This window comes from Stenotrophomonas sp. YJH_SMC_65, assembly GCF_059369475.1.
In genome coordinates this window covers 107,860-126,577 of record NZ_JCAFSR010000009.1, presented here as the reverse complement: position 1 = coordinate 126,577, position 18,718 = coordinate 107,860, and the positions used below count along the sequence as shown (strand labels likewise).

20 protein-coding genes are annotated in these 18,718 nt (G+C 65.7%); 10 read left to right on the top strand and 10 right to left on the bottom strand.

What is annotated here, in order from left to right; all coding sequences use genetic code 11:
* Positions 1 to 96: 96 nt before the first annotated feature.
* A complete protein-coding gene (locus AC5P7A_RS16945; RefSeq protein WP_142234626.1) occupies positions 97 to 2,673 on the bottom strand; it encodes a TonB-dependent receptor plug domain-containing protein in 2,577 nt (858 codons plus the stop codon).
* A 330-nt stretch (positions 2,674 to 3,003) separates the two neighbouring features.
* On the opposite strand from AC5P7A_RS16945, the gene ftrA reads away from it, so the two are divergent.
* The 3 genes from ftrA to AC5P7A_RS16930 all read left to right on the top strand — a co-directional run bounded on the left by ftrA (position 3,004) and on the right by AC5P7A_RS16930 (position 5,109).
* Positions 3,004 to 4,005, top strand: coding sequence for a transcriptional regulator FtrA (gene ftrA / locus AC5P7A_RS16940; RefSeq protein WP_014646895.1), 1,002 nt, complete (start codon positions 3,004 to 3,006; stop codon positions 4,003 to 4,005).
* A gap of 94 nt (positions 4,006 to 4,099) precedes the next feature.
* The gene (locus tag AC5P7A_RS16935) at positions 4,100 to 4,534 is read left to right on the top strand and encodes a BLUF domain-containing protein (RefSeq protein ID WP_053494832.1); all 435 of its coding nucleotides are present in this window, start codon (positions 4,100 to 4,102) and stop codon (positions 4,532 to 4,534) included.
* A 107-nt stretch (positions 4,535 to 4,641) separates the two neighbouring features.
* Positions 4,642 to 5,109, top strand: a complete 468-nt coding sequence (locus AC5P7A_RS16930) for a chemotaxis protein CheW (protein WP_049440767.1) — start codon at positions 4,642 to 4,644, stop codon at positions 5,107 to 5,109.
* An 11-nt stretch (positions 5,110 to 5,120) separates the two neighbouring features.
* Here AC5P7A_RS16930 and AC5P7A_RS16925 read toward each other — a convergent pair whose 3' ends face one another.
* From AC5P7A_RS16925 to AC5P7A_RS16915, 3 genes are all read right to left on the bottom strand, one after another.
* Positions 5,121 to 5,621 (bottom strand): hypothetical protein, encoded by a 501-nt coding sequence (locus AC5P7A_RS16925; RefSeq protein ID WP_126412004.1) that lies wholly within the window; start codon positions 5,619 to 5,621, stop codon positions 5,121 to 5,123.
* A 92-nt stretch (positions 5,622 to 5,713) separates the two neighbouring features.
* Positions 5,714 to 6,301 carry a TetR/AcrR family transcriptional regulator gene (locus AC5P7A_RS16920; RefSeq protein ID WP_049440761.1) on the bottom strand — a complete coding sequence of 196 codons (588 nt, stop codon included), beginning with the start codon at positions 6,299 to 6,301 and terminating at the stop codon, positions 5,714 to 5,716.
* Positions 6,302 to 6,423: 122 nt separating this feature from the next.
* Complete coding sequence (locus AC5P7A_RS16915; protein ID WP_014646890.1) at positions 6,424 to 7,368, bottom strand: AraC family transcriptional regulator; 945 nt, start codon at positions 7,366 to 7,368, stop codon at positions 6,424 to 6,426.
* A 108-nt stretch (positions 7,369 to 7,476) separates the two neighbouring features.
* On the opposite strand from AC5P7A_RS16915, the gene AC5P7A_RS16910 reads away from it, so the two are divergent.
* Positions 7,477 to 8,316 carry an oxidoreductase gene (locus tag AC5P7A_RS16910; RefSeq protein ID WP_262224672.1) on the top strand — a complete coding sequence of 280 codons (840 nt, stop codon included), beginning with the start codon at positions 7,477 to 7,479 and terminating at the stop codon, positions 8,314 to 8,316.
* A gap of 47 nt (positions 8,317 to 8,363) precedes the next feature.
* Here AC5P7A_RS16910 and AC5P7A_RS16905 read toward each other — a convergent pair whose 3' ends face one another.
* From AC5P7A_RS16905 to AC5P7A_RS16895, 3 genes are all read right to left on the bottom strand, one after another.
* Positions 8,364 to 10,133, bottom strand: a complete 1,770-nt coding sequence (locus AC5P7A_RS16905; protein ID WP_262224671.1) for an oleate hydratase — start codon at positions 10,131 to 10,133, stop codon at positions 8,364 to 8,366.
* 142 nt (positions 10,134 to 10,275) lie between these two features.
* A complete protein-coding gene (locus AC5P7A_RS16900; RefSeq protein WP_136191655.1) occupies positions 10,276 to 10,800 on the bottom strand; it encodes a GNAT family N-acetyltransferase in 525 nt (174 codons plus the stop codon).
* Positions 10,801 to 10,999: 199 nt separating this feature from the next.
* Positions 11,000 to 12,094, bottom strand: coding sequence for an FAD-dependent oxidoreductase (locus AC5P7A_RS16895; RefSeq protein WP_136191656.1), 1,095 nt, complete (start codon positions 12,092 to 12,094; stop codon positions 11,000 to 11,002).
* Between the two features lie 80 nt (positions 12,095 to 12,174).
* Here AC5P7A_RS16895 and AC5P7A_RS16890 point away from each other — a divergent pair, with 80 nt between their 5' ends.
* The 4 genes from AC5P7A_RS16890 to AC5P7A_RS16875 all read left to right on the top strand — a co-directional run bounded on the left by AC5P7A_RS16890 (position 12,175) and on the right by AC5P7A_RS16875 (position 14,073).
* Positions 12,175 to 12,630 (top strand): MarR family winged helix-turn-helix transcriptional regulator, encoded by a 456-nt coding sequence (locus AC5P7A_RS16890; RefSeq protein ID WP_032958112.1) that lies wholly within the window; start codon positions 12,175 to 12,177, stop codon positions 12,628 to 12,630.
* A gap of 183 nt (positions 12,631 to 12,813) precedes the next feature.
* Complete coding sequence (locus AC5P7A_RS16885; protein ID WP_111205497.1) at positions 12,814 to 13,269, top strand: SRPBCC family protein; 456 nt, start codon at positions 12,814 to 12,816, stop codon at positions 13,267 to 13,269.
* 10 nt (positions 13,270 to 13,279) lie between these two features.
* Positions 13,280 to 13,612: an ArsR/SmtB family transcription factor gene (locus AC5P7A_RS16880; protein WP_014646883.1), complete on the top strand. Its 333-nt coding sequence runs from the start codon at positions 13,280 to 13,282 to the stop codon at positions 13,610 to 13,612.
* Positions 13,613 to 13,614: 2 nt separating this feature from the next.
* The gene (locus AC5P7A_RS16875; protein WP_049440748.1) at positions 13,615 to 14,073 is read left to right on the top strand and encodes an SRPBCC family protein; all 459 of its coding nucleotides are present in this window, start codon (positions 13,615 to 13,617) and stop codon (positions 14,071 to 14,073) included.
* 54 nt (positions 14,074 to 14,127) lie between these two features.
* On the opposite strand, the gene AC5P7A_RS16870 is transcribed toward AC5P7A_RS16875, so the two are convergent.
* On the bottom strand, positions 14,128 to 15,378 hold the full coding sequence (locus AC5P7A_RS16870) for an alpha/beta hydrolase family protein (protein ID WP_495220406.1): 1,251 nt from the start codon (positions 15,376 to 15,378) through the stop codon (positions 14,128 to 14,130).
* 181 nt (positions 15,379 to 15,559) lie between these two features.
* Between AC5P7A_RS16870 and AC5P7A_RS16865 the strand changes: the two genes are divergently transcribed.
* Both AC5P7A_RS16865 and AC5P7A_RS16860 read left to right on the top strand, forming a co-directional pair.
* Entirely contained in the window at positions 15,560 to 15,937 is a 378-nt protein-coding gene (locus AC5P7A_RS16865; RefSeq protein WP_164110226.1) for a DUF4180 domain-containing protein, read from the top strand.
* A 97-nt stretch (positions 15,938 to 16,034) separates the two neighbouring features.
* Positions 16,035 to 16,799, top strand: a complete 765-nt coding sequence (locus AC5P7A_RS16860; RefSeq protein ID WP_495220363.1) for a COG4705 family protein — start codon at positions 16,035 to 16,037, stop codon at positions 16,797 to 16,799.
* Here the strand turns inward: AC5P7A_RS16860 and AC5P7A_RS16855 are convergent.
* Both AC5P7A_RS16855 and AC5P7A_RS16850 read right to left on the bottom strand, forming a co-directional pair.
* Positions 16,796 to 17,578, bottom strand: coding sequence for a 3-hydroxybutyrate dehydrogenase (locus AC5P7A_RS16855; protein WP_478409577.1), 783 nt, complete (start codon positions 17,576 to 17,578; stop codon positions 16,796 to 16,798). The genes AC5P7A_RS16860 and AC5P7A_RS16855 overlap by 4 nt on opposite strands.
* Positions 17,579 to 18,079: 501 nt before the next feature.
* Positions 18,080 to 18,625, bottom strand: coding sequence for a hypothetical protein (locus AC5P7A_RS16850; RefSeq protein WP_049440740.1), 546 nt, complete (start codon positions 18,623 to 18,625; stop codon positions 18,080 to 18,082).
* Positions 18,626 to 18,718: the final 93 nt, after the last annotated feature.

Below are 18,718 nucleotides of genomic sequence, written 5' to 3'. Positions count from 1 at the left end.
GAACTACCTCCGGCCGCACTTCGTCTTTTGTAGAGCCGAGCCATGCTCGGCTGCTTCCCGCCTTTGTAGAGCCGAGCCATGCTCGGCTGCCCCAGATCAGAACCGGTAACTGATCCGCCCATACCAATACGCCCCGACGTTGCCCAACACGTCGCCGTTGTCCCAGGTCGTCTCGATGCTGGCCACATCGGTAGCACTGCGCGCGTACTCCGGCACCTTGCGCGTGCGCTTGTCGAACACATTGTTGATCCCCAGCGCCGCGCTCCAGCCCGCCCCCAGCTCCACGCCGCCGGACAGGTTGGTCACCAGCACCGGCGGCTGTTTGTACTCCACGCCGTTGTTCAGGCGCTTGATCGGGCCGTAGTAGGTGAAATCGACGTTCGAGCGCCAGCGCCCGTTCTGCCAGCCCAGCCCGGCTACCTGGGTGTAGCTGGGCGTGCGGAAGCGCAGCGCGTATTCGCTGCTCTTGGTCAGCAGGTTGATGTTCGGCAGCCCCTGCAGCGCCGCCGGAATGTCGCTCACCTTCTGGATGGTGGTACGGCCGACGTTGGCCGCGTAGCTCCAGCGCAGCTTGCCCCACGCAGTGTCCTGGTTGGCTTCCAGGGTCAGCTCGACACCGCGCGTGCGGGTATTGCCCACATTGGTGAAGTAGCTGGCGTAGAACGCATCACCCGGCAGGATGCTGATGCCGGCGGAACCCAGCAGCGCATCGATGGTGTTCTTCTGCGCCGCGCTCAGCACCGTACCGCTGTTGTCGGTGATGCGCGCCGGATCCTGCGCGTTGTAGCCGATCTGGCTGGACTGGCCCAGCTGGCCACGGATGTCGATCTGGTACGCATCCACGGCCAGATGGAATGCGGGGCTCGGGTCCCAGGTCACGCCCAGGCTGTAGTTGGTGGCTTTCTCGGGCTTCAGCGGCGTAGCACCCAGCGCAACCGCCGCCGGTGAAGACACCTGCGCCACCAGCGTGGTCCCGCAAGGGCAGCTGCCCGTGGCCTGGTAGAACTGTGCGCCCAGGCTGGGCGCATGGAAGCCGTTGCTGACCGTCGCGCGTACACCCAACGCGTCGGTGAAGTCGAAGCGCGTGGTCAGGCGGCCAGTGGAGACACTGCCGAAGTCGGAATGATCTTCCCAGCGCGCCGCTGCATCCAGATACCAGCGCGAGGTGATGTTGCTGGCCGCGCCCACATAGACCGCCTTGCTGTTGCGCGTCGCCTTCACCGCATCGGCGGTGGAGTAGCCCACGAACGCGGCTGCACCGAAGCCGGTGTACGACTCCCACTGCCCGGCCCCGCGTTCGTACTGTTCGTGCTGGTACTCGGCGCCTGCGCTCACTTCCAGCGGCGACGCAAAGGCCGCCACCTCGAAGCCACGGCGCAGGTCGAGGTTGGCGATCCCCTGCTGGTAGTCCAGCTTGCCGTCATAGAAGTCAGTGGGCGAACCGGGATACGGCAGCGAGTAGTTCACCGAATTGCGGGTATAGGTGCGCACCGTGCTGCGGTTGCCGGTCAGGCTGGCGTCGTAATCCCAGCCCGCGATCTGCCCCTTCACGCCCGCAGTGCCGGTGTACTGCTTTTCCTTCGTCTCCAGCACCGGCAGGAAGCCATCGGGAAACACGCTCAGCACGCCGGGTGCCTTGTAGGTGGTGAAGATGGTCGCCGGCAGGCGGAAGTTCTGGATCGCCTGCGCGGTGCGGTCACTGGCCGTGGCGTTGGCGTAGAACTGCGCGCTCTCGCCCAGGCCATGGCCTGCATTCACTGCGAAAGCCTTCAACGCGTACGACGGCGAACTGAGGATGGTGTTGGCCTCGGCATCGCGGTTGGCCTCGGCCGGGTTCGGCGATGCACCCGTCGGCAAGCGATTGTTCGGGCGCAGTGCGACCCGGTTGCCGTTGGCATCTACTGCCGGATAGCTCAGGTAGCCATCGATGTAGCGACGGGTGCGGATCGCGTGGTGCTGCCGCGTGTTCTCGCCGGACAGGTTGACGAAGCCATCCTGGCCCCACGGCAGGCCGACATTGGCGCGCACGCTGGTACGCGAACCATCACCATCGATGCTCTGCCCGCTCTCCACCGACACATCGCCACCGTGCGCCTGCGATTTCAGGATCACGTTGACCACGCCGGTGATCGCGTCCGAGCCATAGATGGCCGACGCACCATCACGCAGCACTTCCACGTGGTCGATGGCCGACACCGGAATCAACGCCAGGTCCGCCCACGCATGGCCTGGGAAGCCGCCCCCATTGGCACCGCTCACATAGGCGCTGGCATTGCGGCGCTTGCCGTTCACCAGCACCAGCGTGTAGCCCGGTGACAGGTTGCGCAGCTGGTAGCCACGGATCAGGCTCTCCTGGTCGCTCTGGTAGCCGCCGATCTGGCTCAGCGACGGCAGGCTGCGCTGCAGCGCTTCCAGCAGGTTGCCCTGCCCGGTGGCGGCGAGGTCCTCTGCAGAGATCACATCGATGGGCGTGGAACTGTTCTTCACCGTGCGCGTGCTGGTGCGTGAGCCGGTGACCACCACCGCATCCAGCGTGGACGCGGCCACGTTGGCCGTCGCGGCGGTGGCAGCAGGATCTGCGTCTGCTTCAGCCGCATGGCTGGGCGAGGCGGCAAGGATGGCTGTGATCAGAACAGCGAGAGTGCTCAGGACAGGGGCGTGGGCGGCAGGCATGGGGGCTCGTGGGGGTGGGCCGGAAACACGCTTCCATTCAAGGGCCTGTTCACCTGGTGCGACAGGCGCGATCGCGTCACCCAGCCGTAACATCCGGCCACCCACATGACCGCTGGTAATGACGTTAGGCGGCGCACACGCACGGGGTCCCCCACGGAGTCGGATCCCTTTCCATAGGAAAGGGCTCTGACCTCACGCACGCCTCCCCACCACGGGGTCAGAGCCCTTCCTGCGGAAGGGATCCGACCCCGGTTCCCATATGCCCGCCCGGCATCACCTCATGCCCGCGCATCACGCAACGCCACGCACCGCCACCCGTAGCATCAGGCCATGCCCAGCCCACCCGCCGATCCCACCGCGCCGCTCGTTGCCATCGTCGCCTGCCACGGCCAGGGGCTGTTCGAATTCGGCTGCGCGGTCGGCCTGTTCGCGCCGGTGCGGCCGGAACTCGGCGTGGCCTGGTACCGCACCCAGCTGTGCGCGGGCGAACCCGGTGCGCTGCGCATGCTCGGCAATGCGCAGGTGCAGCTTCCCTACGATCTCAGCGCGGTTGATGACGCCGACATCATCGTCATCCCCGGTTGGCGCGAACCCAGCGAGCGCCCACCGCAGGCACTGCTCGATGCACTGATCCGTGCCCACGCACGTGGCGCGCGCATCGCCTCGATCTGCTCCGGTGCCTTCGTGCTGGCCTGGGCCGGGCTGCTCGATGGCCGCCAGGCCACCACCCACTGGCGCCTCACCGAAGCGCTGGCACGCGAGTTCCCACGCATCGATGTGCGCGAGGATGCGCTGTACGTGGATACCGGCAGCATCATCACTTCGGCCGGCTCGGCCACCGGCATGGACATGATGCTGCACATGGTGCGCAAGGATTACGGCGCGCGCGTGGCCAACCTGGTGGCCGAACGGCTGGTCCTGGCACCGTGGCGTGATGCCGGGCGCAGCCAGCGCGTCAGCCGCGCCATTCCCCACGGCGAGCCCACCCGCTTGGCAAAGCTGATGGAATGGATGCGCCGCAACCTGCGCGAGCCCCACTCACTGGGCAGCCTCGCCGAGCAGGCCGCGCTCAGCCAACGCACGCTGCAGCGGCAGTTCCTGGACGCCACCGGCCTGTCGCCGATCGACTGGCTGATCCGCGAACGCGTGGCTTTCGCGCGCGAGCTGCTGGAAACCACTGACCGACCGCTGCAGTGGATTGCAGAACAGGCCGGCTTTGGTTCGCAGGAATCGTTCCGTCGGCACTTCCGCGGTCAGGTCGACGCGAGCCCTACCGAGTACCGCAGCCAGCATCGCGGCGGTCTCGGTGCCGACCGGTTGGTGGGCTGTTGATCCAGTGCGCGGAGCCAGGCGTGGCGTGAGCAAAGCCTCACGACGGTCCGGGCTTGCGTGCGTATAGTGACGTGCGTCACAAGAAGCCCCTTCCATGCTCCATGCATTTGCTTACTCCAGCCGCATGTCGGCTGGGCTGTCCAATCAAGCCCTCCACCAGATCGTCTCGCAATCTGCCACGTTCAATCGCCGGGTGGACGTTACCGGTGCGCTGATCGTCGACGGGCAGCGGTTTTTCCAGTACATCGAAGGTCCGCCCGACGCCCTGGAAGCAGTCAAGCGCCGCATCCATGACAGCCGCTCGCATGCTGCCGTCGTGCCGGTACTGGACATGGCCATCAGCGCGCGTGCCGTTCCGTACTGGGCAATGACCCACATCGAGACCGGGCAGATCGTGGTGTCCGGCCTGGTGAATGCGCGCTGGGACGAGTTCGGCCACTCCATTCCGGGCATGGACCAGCTCGTCGGCCTGCTGCGTCCGCATTTTCCACGCGTCGGCACCGTCGGCGCGCCACGCGCAGCCGCCTGATAGACACTGAACCATCGCCTTGCACGCGCACGCCGACGCGGCCGCGCGTTGCGTCCAGGCGTCATCATCCAGATCTCCTTTCCCATCGTCTTCGCCACGCTCATCGCATGCCCGTACCCGCCCACCCTGTAACGGAAACACGCGCATCGCCTGCCGACCTGTTCGAGATCGTCGTCGTGCGTGCAGGCACCGTCCTGTTCGCCATCGACATCCAGGCAGCGGTCGAAATCCGCGGTCCGGAGGCATTCGGCCCTGCAGACCGCAACGGCAGGCCGACCCTGGAAGTTCGTGGACAGCCATTACCCGTCGTCGACCTGCGCCGCATGAGCGGCCAACCGGCATTCGAGGGTGGCAGCCCGGCCATGCTGTTGATCAACGCCGGCACCGCAACCCTGGCGCTGGCCGTGGACGAAGTGCTGGAGATCGAGACGCCGGACGCGAGCGCGAACACCCCCGAGCCTGCAGCGGGCCAATCGTTCTGCTTCTGCAGCCGGCACATTCAACTCGATCCGGCGCGCTCGGCTGCACTGATCGAACCGGCGGCACTGCTGGGCGCACTTGCCGCGCCGGGGTGACCGGCGGCGTCTCAGGATCGTCCTGCCAAACCACGGTTTCGCAGCCTCCAGCACTGCGCGGCAAAGCCGATCACGAACACCACCAGGCAGGCCAGCAGCGTGTGCAGCACCACCGGGGCCATCGGTGCCGCCGCAATCGGATGCGCCGCCGGCAGGCGGGTCAGCGTTTCGTTGACGCCGGGCACCAACGAGAGCAGGAAGCTGAACGACAGTGCGAAGGTCGACAGGTAACGCGCGGCGCGCCCCAGCCAGCGCAGCCGCGCGGCCAGCACGCCGCCGAATGCCACCAGCAGCACGATCACCCCGAATGCGTGGCCGGGGTTGATCCCGCCCGTGCTGGACACGGTGAACGAGGTGGCCACCGACAGCACCAGCCCCACCAGGTACAGCTTGCCCGCGCGCGTGGCGGGATCGATTGCGCGATGGCGAATGAAGGCATACAGGCCACTCAACACCGGGATCAGGCTGACAGCGGTATGGATCACGCCAAGTGTGGACAGAGGGTGGGACATGGGACATCTCCAAGGACAGAATGAACCTACTAGTAGGTAGGCATTGAGTTCAAAAAGAAGGCCCGCGTCGCCGCAGGCCCACCACACATCTCTCAGGACGCCGCGCTCACCCGCGCAATCGCCAACCGCGCCAGTGCCGCGAAGGTCGCCGCATCACCGAAACCGCGCGCGGCCAGCATCGCGCCGTGCACCGATGACATGAACGCCTTGGCCTCATCGGCCGCCGAGCCCTGCAACTGCAGTTGGCCCATCGAAACGCCCTTCTCCAGCGTCACTGCCAGCCAACCGCTCAGGTCCTCGAAATGGCCGCGCACTTCCTCAGCGATCTCTGCCGGGATCATCGGCGCTTCGGCGGCCAGCATCGCGCAGATGCAGAACGAGGACGTGCCCCCTGCAATGCAGCTGGACCAGTAATCCACATAGGCGTTGAGCTCCTGCAGCGGGTCGGCCAACTGCCGGTCCAGCAACGCCAGGCCTTCGCGCGCCTCGGCCCGGTACAGCTCGACCACCGTGCGCACCAGATCCGCCTTGCTGGGGAAGTGGTGATGGATGCTGGCCTTGCTGATGTTCACCCGCGCCGACACGTCGGCGTAGCTGAAGCCGTTGTAGCCACCGGCTTCCAGCAGCGCACGGGCATGGGCCAGGATTTCCTGGGCCTTGGGCGAGAGAGATTCCTTCATGGCAATAAACCTACTAGTAGGTAGACATCCTGTCAACCCCTCTCTGCTGCACCCGCCAGGCATCATTCCCGGCAGAGCCGGCCGCTGGCCGGCTTGCTGGCAACGTGACCTTTGATTGCCCCTCAATGCGAAGATACGTACACCGCATCGGCTGGCGGAGGTGGCAGCGCGAAACTGCGCCGCATCCGCGCGACCTCGGCCGCCGGCGGCAACGCGAACAGGCGCTTGAACTCACGGTTGAACTGCGATGGGCTGGCATACCCCACCGCCAGCGATGCCGCTTCGGCAGTCATCCCCTGCCGCAGCATCAGCAACCGTGCCTGGTGCAGGCGGGTCGACTTCACGTACTGCATCGGCGACGTGCCGGTAATCGCGCGGAAGTGGTCGTGGAAGGTCGCCACACTCATGCCCGCTTCGGTGGCCAGTTGCCCCACGTCCAGGGTGGTGGCATATCCGGCATGGATCGTCCGCAGCACTCTGCCGATGCTGCCGAAGCGCCCGCGCATGGCCAGCGCCTCGCGCATTGCGCCGCCCTGTGCACCCGTCAGCACGCGGAAGTACACCTCACGCACCAACGCAGGGCCGAGCACGGCAGCCTCCAACGGTTCAGCCAGTGCCTCCAGCAGGCGCAGCACCGTGGCCTGCATCGGCGCCTGCATCGGGCTGGACATCATGCTCTGCGCCGGTGTCGCCGGGGTGCCCTCCTGTTCACCCAGTTCGATCAGCAGATCCGCCGCCAGCTGCAGATCCAGGTGCAGGTAGATCGCCAGCAGCGGCGCCTGGGCCGACGCATCGGTTTCCATCGTGAACGGCACCGGCACCGACACTGCCAGGTAGTGCTGGGCGTCGTACTGGTAGACCTGCCCGCCCAGATAGCCACGCTTCACCCCCTGGCAGACGATCACGATGCCGGGGTCGTACAACACCGGCGTGCGCGCCAGTGGCCGGTCCGATCGCAGCAACCGCACCCCCGGCAGGCGCGTGAGCGTATAGCCCTCCTCCACCGCCAGCGTCTTCAGCAGGCCGACCATGCGCGCCTGCACCTGCCGTTGCAGGGAATCGACCACAGGCACAGGCACTCCAGAGGAATTGGCAAGAATGGCCGAATCCTAGGCCTGTGACCCCGGTCGTTCAAGAACTAACGTGCAAGCCCTGCCCACCACCAACGCCCCCTCATGCCCCCTTCCCGCTTTCTCCTCATCACCGGTGTCAGCAGTGGATTCGGCCGCGCCCTTGCCCAGCAGGCCCTGCTGGCCGGCCACCGCGTGATCGGCACCGTGCGCAACGAAACTGACCGCCAGGTACTCGAAGCGCTCGCTCCCGGCCGCGCATTCGGTCGCCTGCTGGACGTAACCGATACCGCCGCCATCAATGCGCTCGTCGCCGATATCGAAACCAACATCGGAAGCATCGACGTGCTGGTCAACAACGCTGGCTACGGCCACGAAGGCATCCTCGAAGAATCCACGCTCGCCGAGCTGCGGCAACAATTCGAGGTGAACGTGTTCGCTCCGGCCGCGCTGATCAAGGCCGTGCTGCCGCACATGCGCGCCCGGCGCCGCGGCCATATCCTCAACATCACCTCCATGGGCGGTTTCATCACGATGCCGGGCATCGCGTGGTACTGCGGCAGCAAGTTCGCGCTGGAGGGCATCAGTGAAGTGCTTGGCAAGGAAGTCGCGCCGTTTGGTATCCACGTCACGGCCGTCGCGCCGGGTTCTTTCCGCACCGACTGGGCAGGCCGCTCGATGGTGCGGGCACCGCGCAGCATTGACGACTACGACGCATTGTTCGATCCCATCCGCAGCGCGCGTGAGGCGAAGAGTGGCCACCAGCCCGGTGATCCAGTGAAGGCTGCGCAGGCCATGCTGCAGGTCATCGACAGCGACGCTCCTCCCCGCCACTTGCTGCTGGGCAGTGATGCACTGCAGCTGGTGAGGGCAAAGCTGGCATCGATGGCCGGTAGCATCGACGCGTGGGAACAGCTGAGCCGTTCGACCGACGGCGTAGCGTGAGATCTTGAGGCCGCCGATGCCCTCACCGGCGGCGTCCCCCTGCCCGCTCAGTCTTCCTGCACCAGCTTGAACTCGCGCAGCAGGCCACCGATCTGGGTCTTGTCCAGCTTGTTCATCAGCAGATTGCGCAGGAACGCAGGCCCGGGAATATCCAGTTCCTTGCCATCGCGCAGGCGACCGGTGGCGGCCAGCAGCGAGCGCACGTCATACGTGGAATTGAACACCTCCGGCACGCCGCGCTCGATCCCCAGCAGGGTGTACACCGCTTCCATCGGCGTGCGCACCGAATATTCGGTGGTGAAGATGCAGTCGCGCTGCTTCGATTCGGCAAACTGGCCGATGAAGGCGAAGTTCACCGCGCCGTCCGGCACCACGTCCGGGCGGTCACCGGCCTGGCGTGGCATGAAGAACGCCGTGATGTACGGCATCATCACCGGCACCGTCTTCGCACCGGTCGCGGCCAGCGCATCAATCTCTTCCACCGGCACGCCCAGGTGGTACAGCCACTCGCGGGTGATCTCCTCGCCGGTGCACTCCTGCATCGGCTTTTTCACGTAGTCGCCCGGCGTATCCACAAACAGCGAGTACACCCAGACCACGATCTGGTCCCTGGGCTGGTTCTTGAAATGCGGCTGGCGGTTCACCGTCCAGCTCATCAGCCAGCGCGAGTCGCGCACGCTGACGATGCCGCCGGTCACCACCTTGCCACTGAACGGGTCGCGCTTGGCGATCTTCTGGATGTAGGCCGGAATGCGTCCATCCAGCGTGGTGACCGTGGCCGATTCCCACTTGGTCTGCGGGATATGCGCGCCGAACACGTCCGGGCGACCGAACGCCGCATCCTTCGCGGCGAGGCGACGCCACAGGTCCCAGGCCGGCGCCGGTCCTTCGTTCAAACGCGCCGCGGTGTGGTGATCGCCATTATCCGAGTTTTCGGTCAGCGAACCGATCGTCATGAAAACAAGATCATCCGCGCCCAGATCCACGCCATCGGCTACACCATCACGCATCCAGTGGATACGCGTGGCCTGCTTGCGGCCCGGCTGCAGATCGAAGTCGACGTCGGTCACCTCGGTGCCGTACTGGAACACCACGCCCTGGTCCTGCAACCACTTCACCAGCGGCAGCACCAGCGATTCATACTGGTTGTACCGGGTGAACTTCAACGCCGAGAAATCCGGCAGGCCGCCGATGTGGTGGATGAAGCGATGCAGGTACAGCTTCATCTCCAGCGCCGAATGCCATTCCTCGAACGCGAACATGGTGCGCCAGTACAGCCAGAAGTTGCTGTCCAGGAAGTCGCGGCCCAGCACCTCGTCGATCCGCTTGTTCTCCATCTCCTTCCGGGTGGCCAGGAACAGCGCGATGATGTCCTTCTGGGCCTGCTCGGTCAGCGTGAACAGGCCATCGGTGTGCGCATCTTCGCCGCGATTGATGGTGGCGCGCTGCAGCGAATAGTTCGGGTCGTCCTTGTTCAACCAGTAGAACTCGTCCAGCACGCTGGCATCTTCGATTTCCAGCGACGGAATCGAGCGGAACAGGTCCCACAGGCACTCGAAGTGGTCTTCCATCTCGCGGCCGCCGCGGATCACGAAGCCCTTCTCTGGCACCTTCAGGCCATCCAGCGCGCCGCCGGGAATCTGCTGCTGCTCGAGAATGGTGATGCGCTCACCGGCCATGCGGCCGTCGCGCACCAGGAACGCGGCGCCGGCCAGCGAGGCCAGGCCCGAGCCCACAAACCAGGCGCGCTTGCCATCCACACCGGCCGGCTTGCGCGGGCGCGCGAAGGCTTCGTAGTTGCCACTGCTGTAATACATGCGTTGCACCTTCCTGGAGGGGGGTCATCAGGAACCGGCAGCGGAATGACACAGCCATCCGATGCAAGTCATGCCCCTACTCTAGCGCCGAACCGATGTATCGTTTCCTGCACGCAGGCTGCGACGCTCTGACGCAGCCGCGTCAGAGCGTCCTTCCCAGCAGCATGCCTGGCCAGCCGTCCACGTTGAACGGCGCGATGCGCGTATACCCGCAGGATTCATAGAAGCGCACTAGGTCGCCGCTGCCTCCGGCGTAGCAGTCCACACGCAGATGGTCGACACCGGCAGCGCGCGCCTGCTCGTCGGCAAACGCCATCAGGCGGCGGCCGATGCCACGCACGCGCACATCACGCGAGGCCACCAGAACCCGCACATACAGCTCCGGCCCGGTGGGCGCCGGCACATAGGGCATCGACTCGCCCAGTGCAAGGAACGCCCGCACGTCGCCCTGCTCGTTCTGCGCCACCCATGCGCCTGGCAGTGCACACGCCTCGGTGACCTGGGCAATCCGGCGCGGCATCGTCGACCACGGTTCGCTGCCCCATTGCTGCACATTGCCGATCGACACGAACCACTCGATCACCTCGTCAAAGAGCCCCAACACTGCGGGGGCATCGGCCGCGCTGGCGCGGCGGATGTTCAAGGCGTCCTTTCCAATTTCAGTCATGCGTTCCGCTCCTGTCATACCACGCTCCCCAACCCTGGAAAACAGGGGAGCGTCGGCCGGTTCAACCAGTCTAGCGCGTGCCCCAGCGTGGCTACCTGTACCGGACCAAAGCAGTCGGAAGTCCATGTGACTTCCAGCGCGCCGCCAGGAATCTGCTGCTGTTCCCAGTGTCGCAGGTGCGTACAGACTCGATGCTTCATCAACCGCGTGGAGCATCCCCTCCGGTAGTGAACCAGCGCTGGAACCCCTCGATCGCATCCGGCATCAGGGCGCGGGCGCGTTCACGCACCAACACTTCGGCGTCGCGCATCGCGCTGATCGCATCCGGCCGCGCGCACAACGCCATCGCCACATCCGACGCGTCCAGCATCGCCAGGTTCACGCCCACGCCCACCGGCGGCATCAGATGCGCCGCATCGCCGATCAAGGTCACGCCATCGCGCGGAGTCCAGCAAAAATCCGCTGGCAGGCTGTAGATCGGCCGCCGCACGAAGTCCGTGCAGGCCTCCAGCAGGCGCCGAAGGTTCGGGGCCCACCCGGTATAGCAGCCTGTCACCAGCGTCCGTATGCCCTGCTGCGCGATCTGCGCATCAAGCCACTCGGAAGAGCGCTTCAGCGCCGCATACACGCAGAGCCGATCGCGGCTGTTGCGTTGCACGAACAGGGCCTCCTCGCCGCCAAAGCAGAACAGGCTGCCCTGCCCGACCATCGCTGCGATGTCCGCAGCAGGCTGTGCGATCCAACCTTCGAAGAAGGTAATGCCGGTGGGCACCGGCTGGCACGTACTCAAGGCCGCGCGCACTTTCGACCACGCACCATCGGCACCAATCACGATGTCCGCCTCGCGCTGCACGCCGTTGGCGAATCGCAGGCCGTGGCCGTTCGCCTGTGCAGATACCAGCGCGGTCAGGCTGTGGCCCCACTGCACCGTGTCCGCCGGCAGCGCGTCGAGCAGCAGCTGGCGCAGGTCGCCGCGGTCGATCTCCGGCTTGTCCTTGCTCCCTTCCGGCCCGAACCCGCCGGTGGTGATCTCCCCGGACCACGGGTCGCCCATCCGCGCCTCCTGCCCCTCATGCCGCGCCACCGCACGGAAGGCCTCCAGCAGGCCCGCGCGCTGCAGCGCCACCTGCCCGGAATCGTCGTGCAGATCCAGCGTGCCGCCCTGTGTGCGCTGCTGCCCGGATGCTTCGCCCTCGTACACGCTCACGGGGTGACCGCCCCGATGCAGGATGAGCGCAGCGGTGAGGCCAGCGGGGCCTGCGCCGATGACGGCAATACGGGGAGGGTGCTGCATGGCGCGATCCAGGTTAGTTGATACGTCAACCGTATGCCGCGAGGGTTGACATGTCAACCATTGCCCGGCAACGTTCGGCCATGACCTCCCCCAGCATCACACCCGACGAATGGGCCACTTGGCGCGGCTTCCGGCGCATGGCAGAAATCACCTCCGGCCGCATCGTCCAGGACATCACCCGCAGCACCGGGCTCTCAAGGGCCGACTTCATCGTGCTGATGGAGCTGAACCAGTCCAAGGATCGCTGCCGCCGCCAGCGCGAACTGCTGGACTACCTGGAATGGGACAAGACGCGCCTCTCGCACCAGCTGACCCGCATGGCGGGCCGTGGCCTGATCGAACGCGATACCGACAGCGAAAACGTCGTAGTGATCCGCATGACCACAGAAGGGCACGCGCAGCTGCGCGCGGCACGGCCGGTACACGCCGCCGGTGTCCGCCGGTATTTTCTCGACCATCTCTCCGCGGATGATCGTGCCGCACTGCAGCGGATCACCGACAAACTGCATGCCGCCCTTCAGGACGGCGAGAACTGAAGCATCGCCCCGGTAGTGCCGGCCGCTGGCCGGCAACTGCACGCACCCAACGCCACCGGGATGCCGGCCAGCGGCCGGCACTACCACGCCCGGGCGTTCGTGGCGGGGTTTGACATGCAGGCATTTACCTGCATATAGTCCACTCAAGGGCGGCGCCTGCCGGCCCATCGCGAGGAACCTGCAATGGTGGATATCGCACACAGGGTCGGCATCAAGGCCCCCGCAAGCCAGGTGTACCAGGCGCTGGCCACCCCCGAAGGCGTGGCCGCCTGGTGGGCCGAAGACGCGCACGGCGACCGCGAAGCCGGCGGCACGGTCAAGGTCCGTTTCACCAACAACGGCCAGGAAATCGGCGCCATGGAGATGAAGCTTGAGCAGCTTGTTCGAGGCGAGCTCGTGCTGTGGCGGTTCCTCGCCGGCCCCGCCGAATGGATCGGCACCTACGCGCGCTTCGCGCTGAAGCAGGAAGGCGACTACTGCATCGTGCTGTTCACGCACGAAGGCTGGAAGGAGCGTGTCGAGTTCACCTCCCACTGCAGCACCAAGTGGGCGGTGTTCCTGATGAGCCTGAAGGCACTGCTGGAAACCGGCAAGGGCCAGCCCAACCCACACGACGTCAGGATCGACAACTGGAATTGAAGACCTCCCCATGGCGGTAGACCACCTGCGCGACGCAGACAAGGTGTTCAAGGCACTGGCCGATCCCACGCGCCGGACGCTGCTGGATCTGCTCTGCAAGGACAACGGGCAGACGCTGGGCCAGCTGTGCGAACACCTGGACATGGCCCGGCAATCGGTCACCCAGCACCTGGGCCTGCTGGAAGACGCCAACCTGATCAGCACCGTGCGCCGTGGCCGCGAGAAGCTGCACTTCATCAATCCGGTGCCGCTGCATGAAGTCTATGAGCGCTGGGTACGCAAGTTCGAGCAGCAGCGCCTGAGCCTGCTGCATGACCTGAAACGCGAACTGGAAGGAGAATGACGATGTCCGCAGAGTCAACCCGCTTCATCCACGTGATCTATATCGCGTCCACGCCACAGAAGGTGTTCGAGGCCATCACCCGCCCCGAGATCGCCAGTCGCTACTGGGGTCACGAGAACGTCTCGGACTGGAAACCGGGCTCGCGCTGGCAGCACGTGCGCGCCAACGAAACGCGCTCGGTCGAGCTGGTCGGCGAAGTGGTGGAAAGCACCCCGCCCTCGCGCTTGGTCATCACCTGGGCCGCCGCCTCGCAGGCCGACAACCCGGACGCCTACAGCCGGGTGACCTTCGAGATCGTGCCCTACCAGGACATGGTGCGGCTGACGGTTACCCATGAGGAGCTGGAACCTGGCAGCGGCATGGATACCGGCATCCGCCAGGGCTGGCCGATCGTGCTGTCGAGCCTGAAGTCGCTGCTGGAGACCGGCAAGGGGCTGGATGTGTTTGCGAAGCCGAACTGAGTCGTGCCGCAATCGGCGGCGGAGCGCCACCCGCCGCCAGCGCTCCCTGGCCGGTCAATCGCTCAATCTGCGCGAACGCCCATAACTGCCACGCACATCCTGCTTGATCCAATCGGCCAGCAGGCGCAGGTAGCCGTCGGTGATCCGCGTCGACACGCGGTTGCCCTCGGCATCGGTGCGGAACTCGACCATGCCGTGGTCGGTATCCGGGAACAGGTAGGTGTCGATCGGTTGCCCCGATGCGCGCAGGCGCCCCAGGATGCTGCGGGTGGCTGCAATCGGCGCGGCCCGGTCCTGCTCGGCCAGCACCCACAGCAACGGCACCTTCAGGCGGCGCAGCGCGGCCTCGGCGTCGTAGTCCCAGATCAGCTCCAGGTTGTCGAATCGCGCGCGACCGATCCGGCGCAGGTCAGCGTCACTCATGCGCAGCATGTCGCCGCTGTATTCGCCGCTGATGTTCTTTGCCCACGGTGCGGCACCGATCTGCGTACGCACCTTCGCCAGCGCCTCGAACCCTTCATTGAAATGCGTGCGCATCAACTGCGCGGTCGCGTCTGAAAGCTGGCCGACCTGCTTCATCGCCGCCGCATCCAGCTGCATGCGCCGTGCCTCATCGAACAACTGCTCGCGGTCCTCCTCGATGGGCGACACCACCAGCCCGAAGCCGATCGCCACGAAATCCGCCTGCGAGCGGGTCGCCGCCAGCGGCGCGATCCAGCCGCCCTGGCTGCCACCAAAGTAGCCGGCGCGGCCGAACCGGCCTCTCGCCAGTTCGCGCGCCTTGGCAAGCGCCGCCGCTGCGTCGTCGGCAAGCAGCTCGAAGTTCTGCGTGTACTCGCCTTCCGAATCGCCGGTGCCACGTTTCTGGTAAGCGAACACCGAAATACCCTGCGCCACCAGCATGCGCTGGTAGATCGCCGCCACCGCCATCGTGCGTTCCGAGCCGTGTACCAGCACCACCAACGGCCGTTTGGGGTCGGCCGGACCGGCTGGTTCGATCAGCTGCCCGACCAGCTTTGTTCCGGCACTGCTGAAGGTCGTCTCGGTATCGCGGGTCGGCAGTCGCTGCCAGCGCTGCGGCGCTCCCGCAGGCGACCTGAAGCTGACCACATCGCCGCTGCAGCTCACCGGCGCGTTGGCATCACCGGTGGCGCCACGTCGCCCGTCCAGCATCAGATAGCGCTGGCCTGTGGCCGGCGCCGCAGCGGGTGCGCCCAGCACCACCAGGTTGCCCTGCCCGTCACCGTAGGCACTGACCGTGCACAGCTCGGCGGCTGCAACCGGCAGCCCCGAACACACCAGCACCGTGCTCAACAACGAACGACTCCTCCACCCTGCCATGCCCTTCCCCGGTATCGTGAACCCGCCTCGTGCGGGCGCCCGGCGCAGCCTAGCGCGTTCGTTCGCCAGATTCATGCTGCATCTGCTTACTGTCGGCCTCTCCCATGGCCATACTGGGCGGACGATACGAACTTCAGAGCGCACGATGCACACACATGTAGAACAGATCGGCAGCACCCGCGTCCTGCGCAGCGCCGATACAGGCCCGCTGCTGGATGGCAACGCCTTGCGCGACCTGGTCGGCGATGCCCTTGGGCACCAGGCCGAGTGGATCGCCGTGCCGGTGCAGCGCCTTTCGGCAGACTTCTTCGAGCTGCGCTCCGGCATGGCCGGGCAATGGCTGCAGATGCTGGTGAACTACCGCCTGCACTTCGCCGTCCTGGGCGATGTCAGCGCCTACCGCGCACAGAGCGAATCGCTGGACGCGTGGATCACCGAATGCAACCGCGGCCGCGACGGCTGCTTCGTGGCCGGCTGGGACGCCCTGCTGGCGCGCCTTTCGGCCCCCGCCAGCGCCGGCTGAACGCCGCCCCCACGCTCACCCTCACCGAACCGGGTTCCGACCGGGCTTCGACGCCGCGCGCCGCAGCATCACCGGCGGGCTCCCCGGGCGACGTTCGATGCGTGCTTCAGACGCAGATTCCCTGCACAGCAAAGTGGCGGCGGTCACCCTCGGTTTCTGGGTGATGAAGATCGCCGCCACCACCCTCGGCGAGACTGCGGGCGATCTGCTGTCGATGACGCTCAATCTGGGCTACGTGGCCAGCTCGGCCATCCTGCTGGCGATCTTTGCCGGCCTGCTGGGCATGCAGTTGTCGGCGCGGCGCTTCCACCCAGTGCTGTTCTGGTCGGTGGTGCTGGCGACCAGCACCGCTGGCACCACCCTGTCCGACCTGATCGACCGCACGCTCGGCCTGGGCTACGCCACCGGCGCCAGTTTGCTGGCCGGCTGCCTGGCGCTGGTGCTGCTGGCTTGGCGGGTGTTGGAAAAGTCGATCTCGGTCAGCAACATCGCATCGCGCCGCGCCGAAGGCTTCTACTGGACCGCCGTGCTGTTCTCCAACACGCTCGGCACCGCGCTGGGCGACTTCCTCGCCGACGATTCCGGACTGGGCTTCACCGGTGGCGCGCTGCTGATCGGCAGCCTCATCGCGCTCACCGCACTGGCCAGCCGCATCAAGGGCATCAACCGGGTCATCCCGTTCTGGATCGCCTTCGTACTCACCCGCCCGTTTGGCGCCACTTTCGGCGACCTGCTCACCAAGCCGCTGGAAAAGGGCGGCCTGGGCTTCGGCACGGTAGGCTCGTCGCTGGTGCTGTTCACCATTCTCGCCACGCTGGTGGCATTGCCCATGCTGCAGCGTAAAGCACAGCCAGCCAGCTAGCGCGCCGTCCAGCCCCCATCCACCGGCAGCGCCGTTCCGGTGATCTGCGCCGCAGCGTCCGAGGCCAAGAACACCACCATCCCGCCCAGCTGCTCGGGCGTCACAAACTGCAACGACGGCTGCTTCTCAGCCAGCAGCTCACGCGCGGCGGTCTCCTGATCCGTGCCTTCGCGCTCGGCCAACGCGGTGATCTGCTGCTCGACCAGCGCCGTCCGCACCCAGCCCGGGCAGATCGCATTGGCGGTGATGCCCGTGCCCGCATTCTCCAGCGCGGTCACCTTGGTGAAGCCCACCACGCCATGCTTGGCCGCCACGTAGGCCGACTTGTTCACCGAGCCCACCAACCCGTGCACCGACGCAATGTTGATGATGCGGCCGGCGCCCTGCTGCTTCATGTGGGGCAAGGCCGCCGCCGTCGCATGGAACACCGCCGAGAGATTCAGCGCCAAGATCGCGTCCCACTTCTCGACGGGGAATTCCTCGATCGACGCCGTGTGCTGGATGCCGGCGTTGTTTACCAGGATGTCGATGCGGCCCATCGTTGCAACGGCGCGATCGATCATCCCGCGCACCGCCTCGCCATGGGAAAGGTCGGCGCCGTCATGCGCCACGCGCACGCCGAACTCGGCTTCCAGTTTGGAACGGATGCGTTCGATTTCCGCCGCATCGCCGAAGCCGTTCAGCACGATGTCCGCGCCTTGCCGGGCCAGCGCGGTGGCAATGCCAAGACCGATACCGCTGGTGGAGCCGGTGACCACCGCAACCTTTCCACTGAACATGGGTGAGTTTCCATTGGGCGTAGGTGGTCAGTGTAGCTTTGCCGGCGCCCCGCTTCAGCGACGCTACATTGGTCAATTAACGGTTAGAACGCGTTGGGTAGCCGCCGAGGGAAGTGTCCAGCGTTCTTTCAAAACGGACGGTACGCCTCAGAGGGGACGCATCCGTGGCCCGCTGGCGATGCTGTCCGACTCCCACAAGGGCAATGCATCCATGCTTTGCCCGGCGGATCGAACACGTCCGAAAATAGCTTCTGCGGCCGTTCTACTCCCCCCACCGCCAACCGGGCGGGGCGCCTTTCATCCAGCAGATAAGGACAAGCACCAACACCACGGCCCACGTGTAGAGCTGAAACGCGATGGGCTCGCGAAATGGAGAGAACAGAAACGGACCCGCCAGTAGCAAGCCGAATGCGACTGCGTACACAAGCCAGCCTTGCCACGCGCACGGCATCCCCCAGCCCCATCCGTACTTCTTCCTGGTAAACCAGTACTTCCTGCTGATCATTGCAGTGTTCCTCGATGGCCGCCGGTCTCACTCACCTGATCCAAGCATGCTTTGAGCTGTTCGTAAAGACGCCGGTCCAGAATCAAGTCAATATCCCCTCTGGCTGTGACGAGAACAGAGCTACGATCCGTGCGCAGCACGAAGACGTTGCGACCGTTCTGCATGCCGAACTTGCCAAGTTCAACGCCCCCGGTGCTGGTCCCAAGTTGCCGGTGAGGCAGCGTGATCCTTGAAGCATCGGAAGCGTCCTGCCACGCGACACTGGAAAGCGGGAGCTGCAGTCGGACAAACGCTGCTGACCCAATCAGCTGGCCATCTGTAATGGCGATGTACGCTGTCCGCGCTTGATATACGAGGCCAAAGGCAACTACGACAACAACGGCCAGCGCCGAGCCGAGCGCAATATTCCTGGCTGGCACCCAGCCAGAGCGGGGTGCCAGCCATACTGCGATCAGAACCACGGCTGCTGCCACGCATATGCCGAGAGGAAGCGCATAGGCATGAATCAGGGAGACGTCCAGCGTGGATCGGCACATCATCATGAACTACTCCGCAGAGATTGACCGCATGCCGTAAACGTAAGTCGTCTCGACAATTATCTCAAATGCGTCTTCGTCACAGGTACCAAGGCCCAC

What these genes read in the sequence shown, in the direction of transcription:
- AC5P7A_RS16945 (WP_142234626.1), bottom strand. Translation starts at nt 2,673, where the DNA reads ATGCCTGCCGCCCACGCCCCTGTCCTGAGCACTCTCGCTGTTCTGATC.
- ftrA (WP_014646895.1), top strand. Translation starts at nt 3,004, where the DNA reads ATGCCCAGCCCACCCGCCGATCCCACCGCGCCGCTCGTTGCCATCGTC.
- AC5P7A_RS16935 (WP_053494832.1), top strand. Translation starts at nt 4,100, where the DNA reads ATGCTCCATGCATTTGCTTACTCCAGCCGCATGTCGGCTGGGCTGTCC.
- AC5P7A_RS16930 (WP_049440767.1), top strand. Translation starts at nt 4,642, where the DNA reads ATGCCCGTACCCGCCCACCCTGTAACGGAAACACGCGCATCGCCTGCC.
- AC5P7A_RS16925 (WP_126412004.1), bottom strand. Translation starts at nt 5,621, where the DNA reads ATGTCCCACCCTCTGTCCACACTTGGCGTGATCCATACCGCTGTCAGC.
- AC5P7A_RS16920 (WP_049440761.1), bottom strand. Translation starts at nt 6,301, where the DNA reads ATGAAGGAATCTCTCTCGCCCAAGGCCCAGGAAATCCTGGCCCATGCC.
- AC5P7A_RS16910 (WP_262224672.1), top strand. Translation starts at nt 7,477, where the DNA reads ATGCCCCCTTCCCGCTTTCTCCTCATCACCGGTGTCAGCAGTGGATTC.
- AC5P7A_RS16905 (WP_262224671.1), bottom strand. Translation starts at nt 10,133, where the DNA reads ATGTATTACAGCAGTGGCAACTACGAAGCCTTCGCGCGCCCGCGCAAG.
- AC5P7A_RS16900 (WP_136191655.1), bottom strand. Translation starts at nt 10,800, where the DNA reads ATGACTGAAATTGGAAAGGACGCCTTGAACATCCGCCGCGCCAGCGCG.
- AC5P7A_RS16895 (WP_136191656.1), bottom strand. Translation starts at nt 12,094, where the DNA reads ATGCAGCACCCTCCCCGTATTGCCGTCATCGGCGCAGGCCCCGCTGGC.
- AC5P7A_RS16890 (WP_032958112.1), top strand. Translation starts at nt 12,175, where the DNA reads ATGACCTCCCCCAGCATCACACCCGACGAATGGGCCACTTGGCGCGGC.
- AC5P7A_RS16885 (WP_111205497.1), top strand. Translation starts at nt 12,814, where the DNA reads ATGGTGGATATCGCACACAGGGTCGGCATCAAGGCCCCCGCAAGCCAG.
- AC5P7A_RS16880 (WP_014646883.1), top strand. Translation starts at nt 13,280, where the DNA reads ATGGCGGTAGACCACCTGCGCGACGCAGACAAGGTGTTCAAGGCACTG.
- AC5P7A_RS16875 (WP_049440748.1), top strand. Translation starts at nt 13,615, where the DNA reads ATGTCCGCAGAGTCAACCCGCTTCATCCACGTGATCTATATCGCGTCC.
- AC5P7A_RS16865 (WP_164110226.1), top strand. Translation starts at nt 15,560, where the DNA reads ATGCACACACATGTAGAACAGATCGGCAGCACCCGCGTCCTGCGCAGC.
- AC5P7A_RS16860 (WP_495220363.1), top strand. Translation starts at nt 16,035, where the DNA reads ATGCGTGCTTCAGACGCAGATTCCCTGCACAGCAAAGTGGCGGCGGTC.
- AC5P7A_RS16855 (WP_478409577.1), bottom strand. Translation starts at nt 17,578, where the DNA reads ATGTTCAGTGGAAAGGTTGCGGTGGTCACCGGCTCCACCAGCGGTATC.
- AC5P7A_RS16850 (WP_049440740.1), bottom strand. Translation starts at nt 18,625, where the DNA reads ATGATGATGTGCCGATCCACGCTGGACGTCTCCCTGATTCATGCCTAT.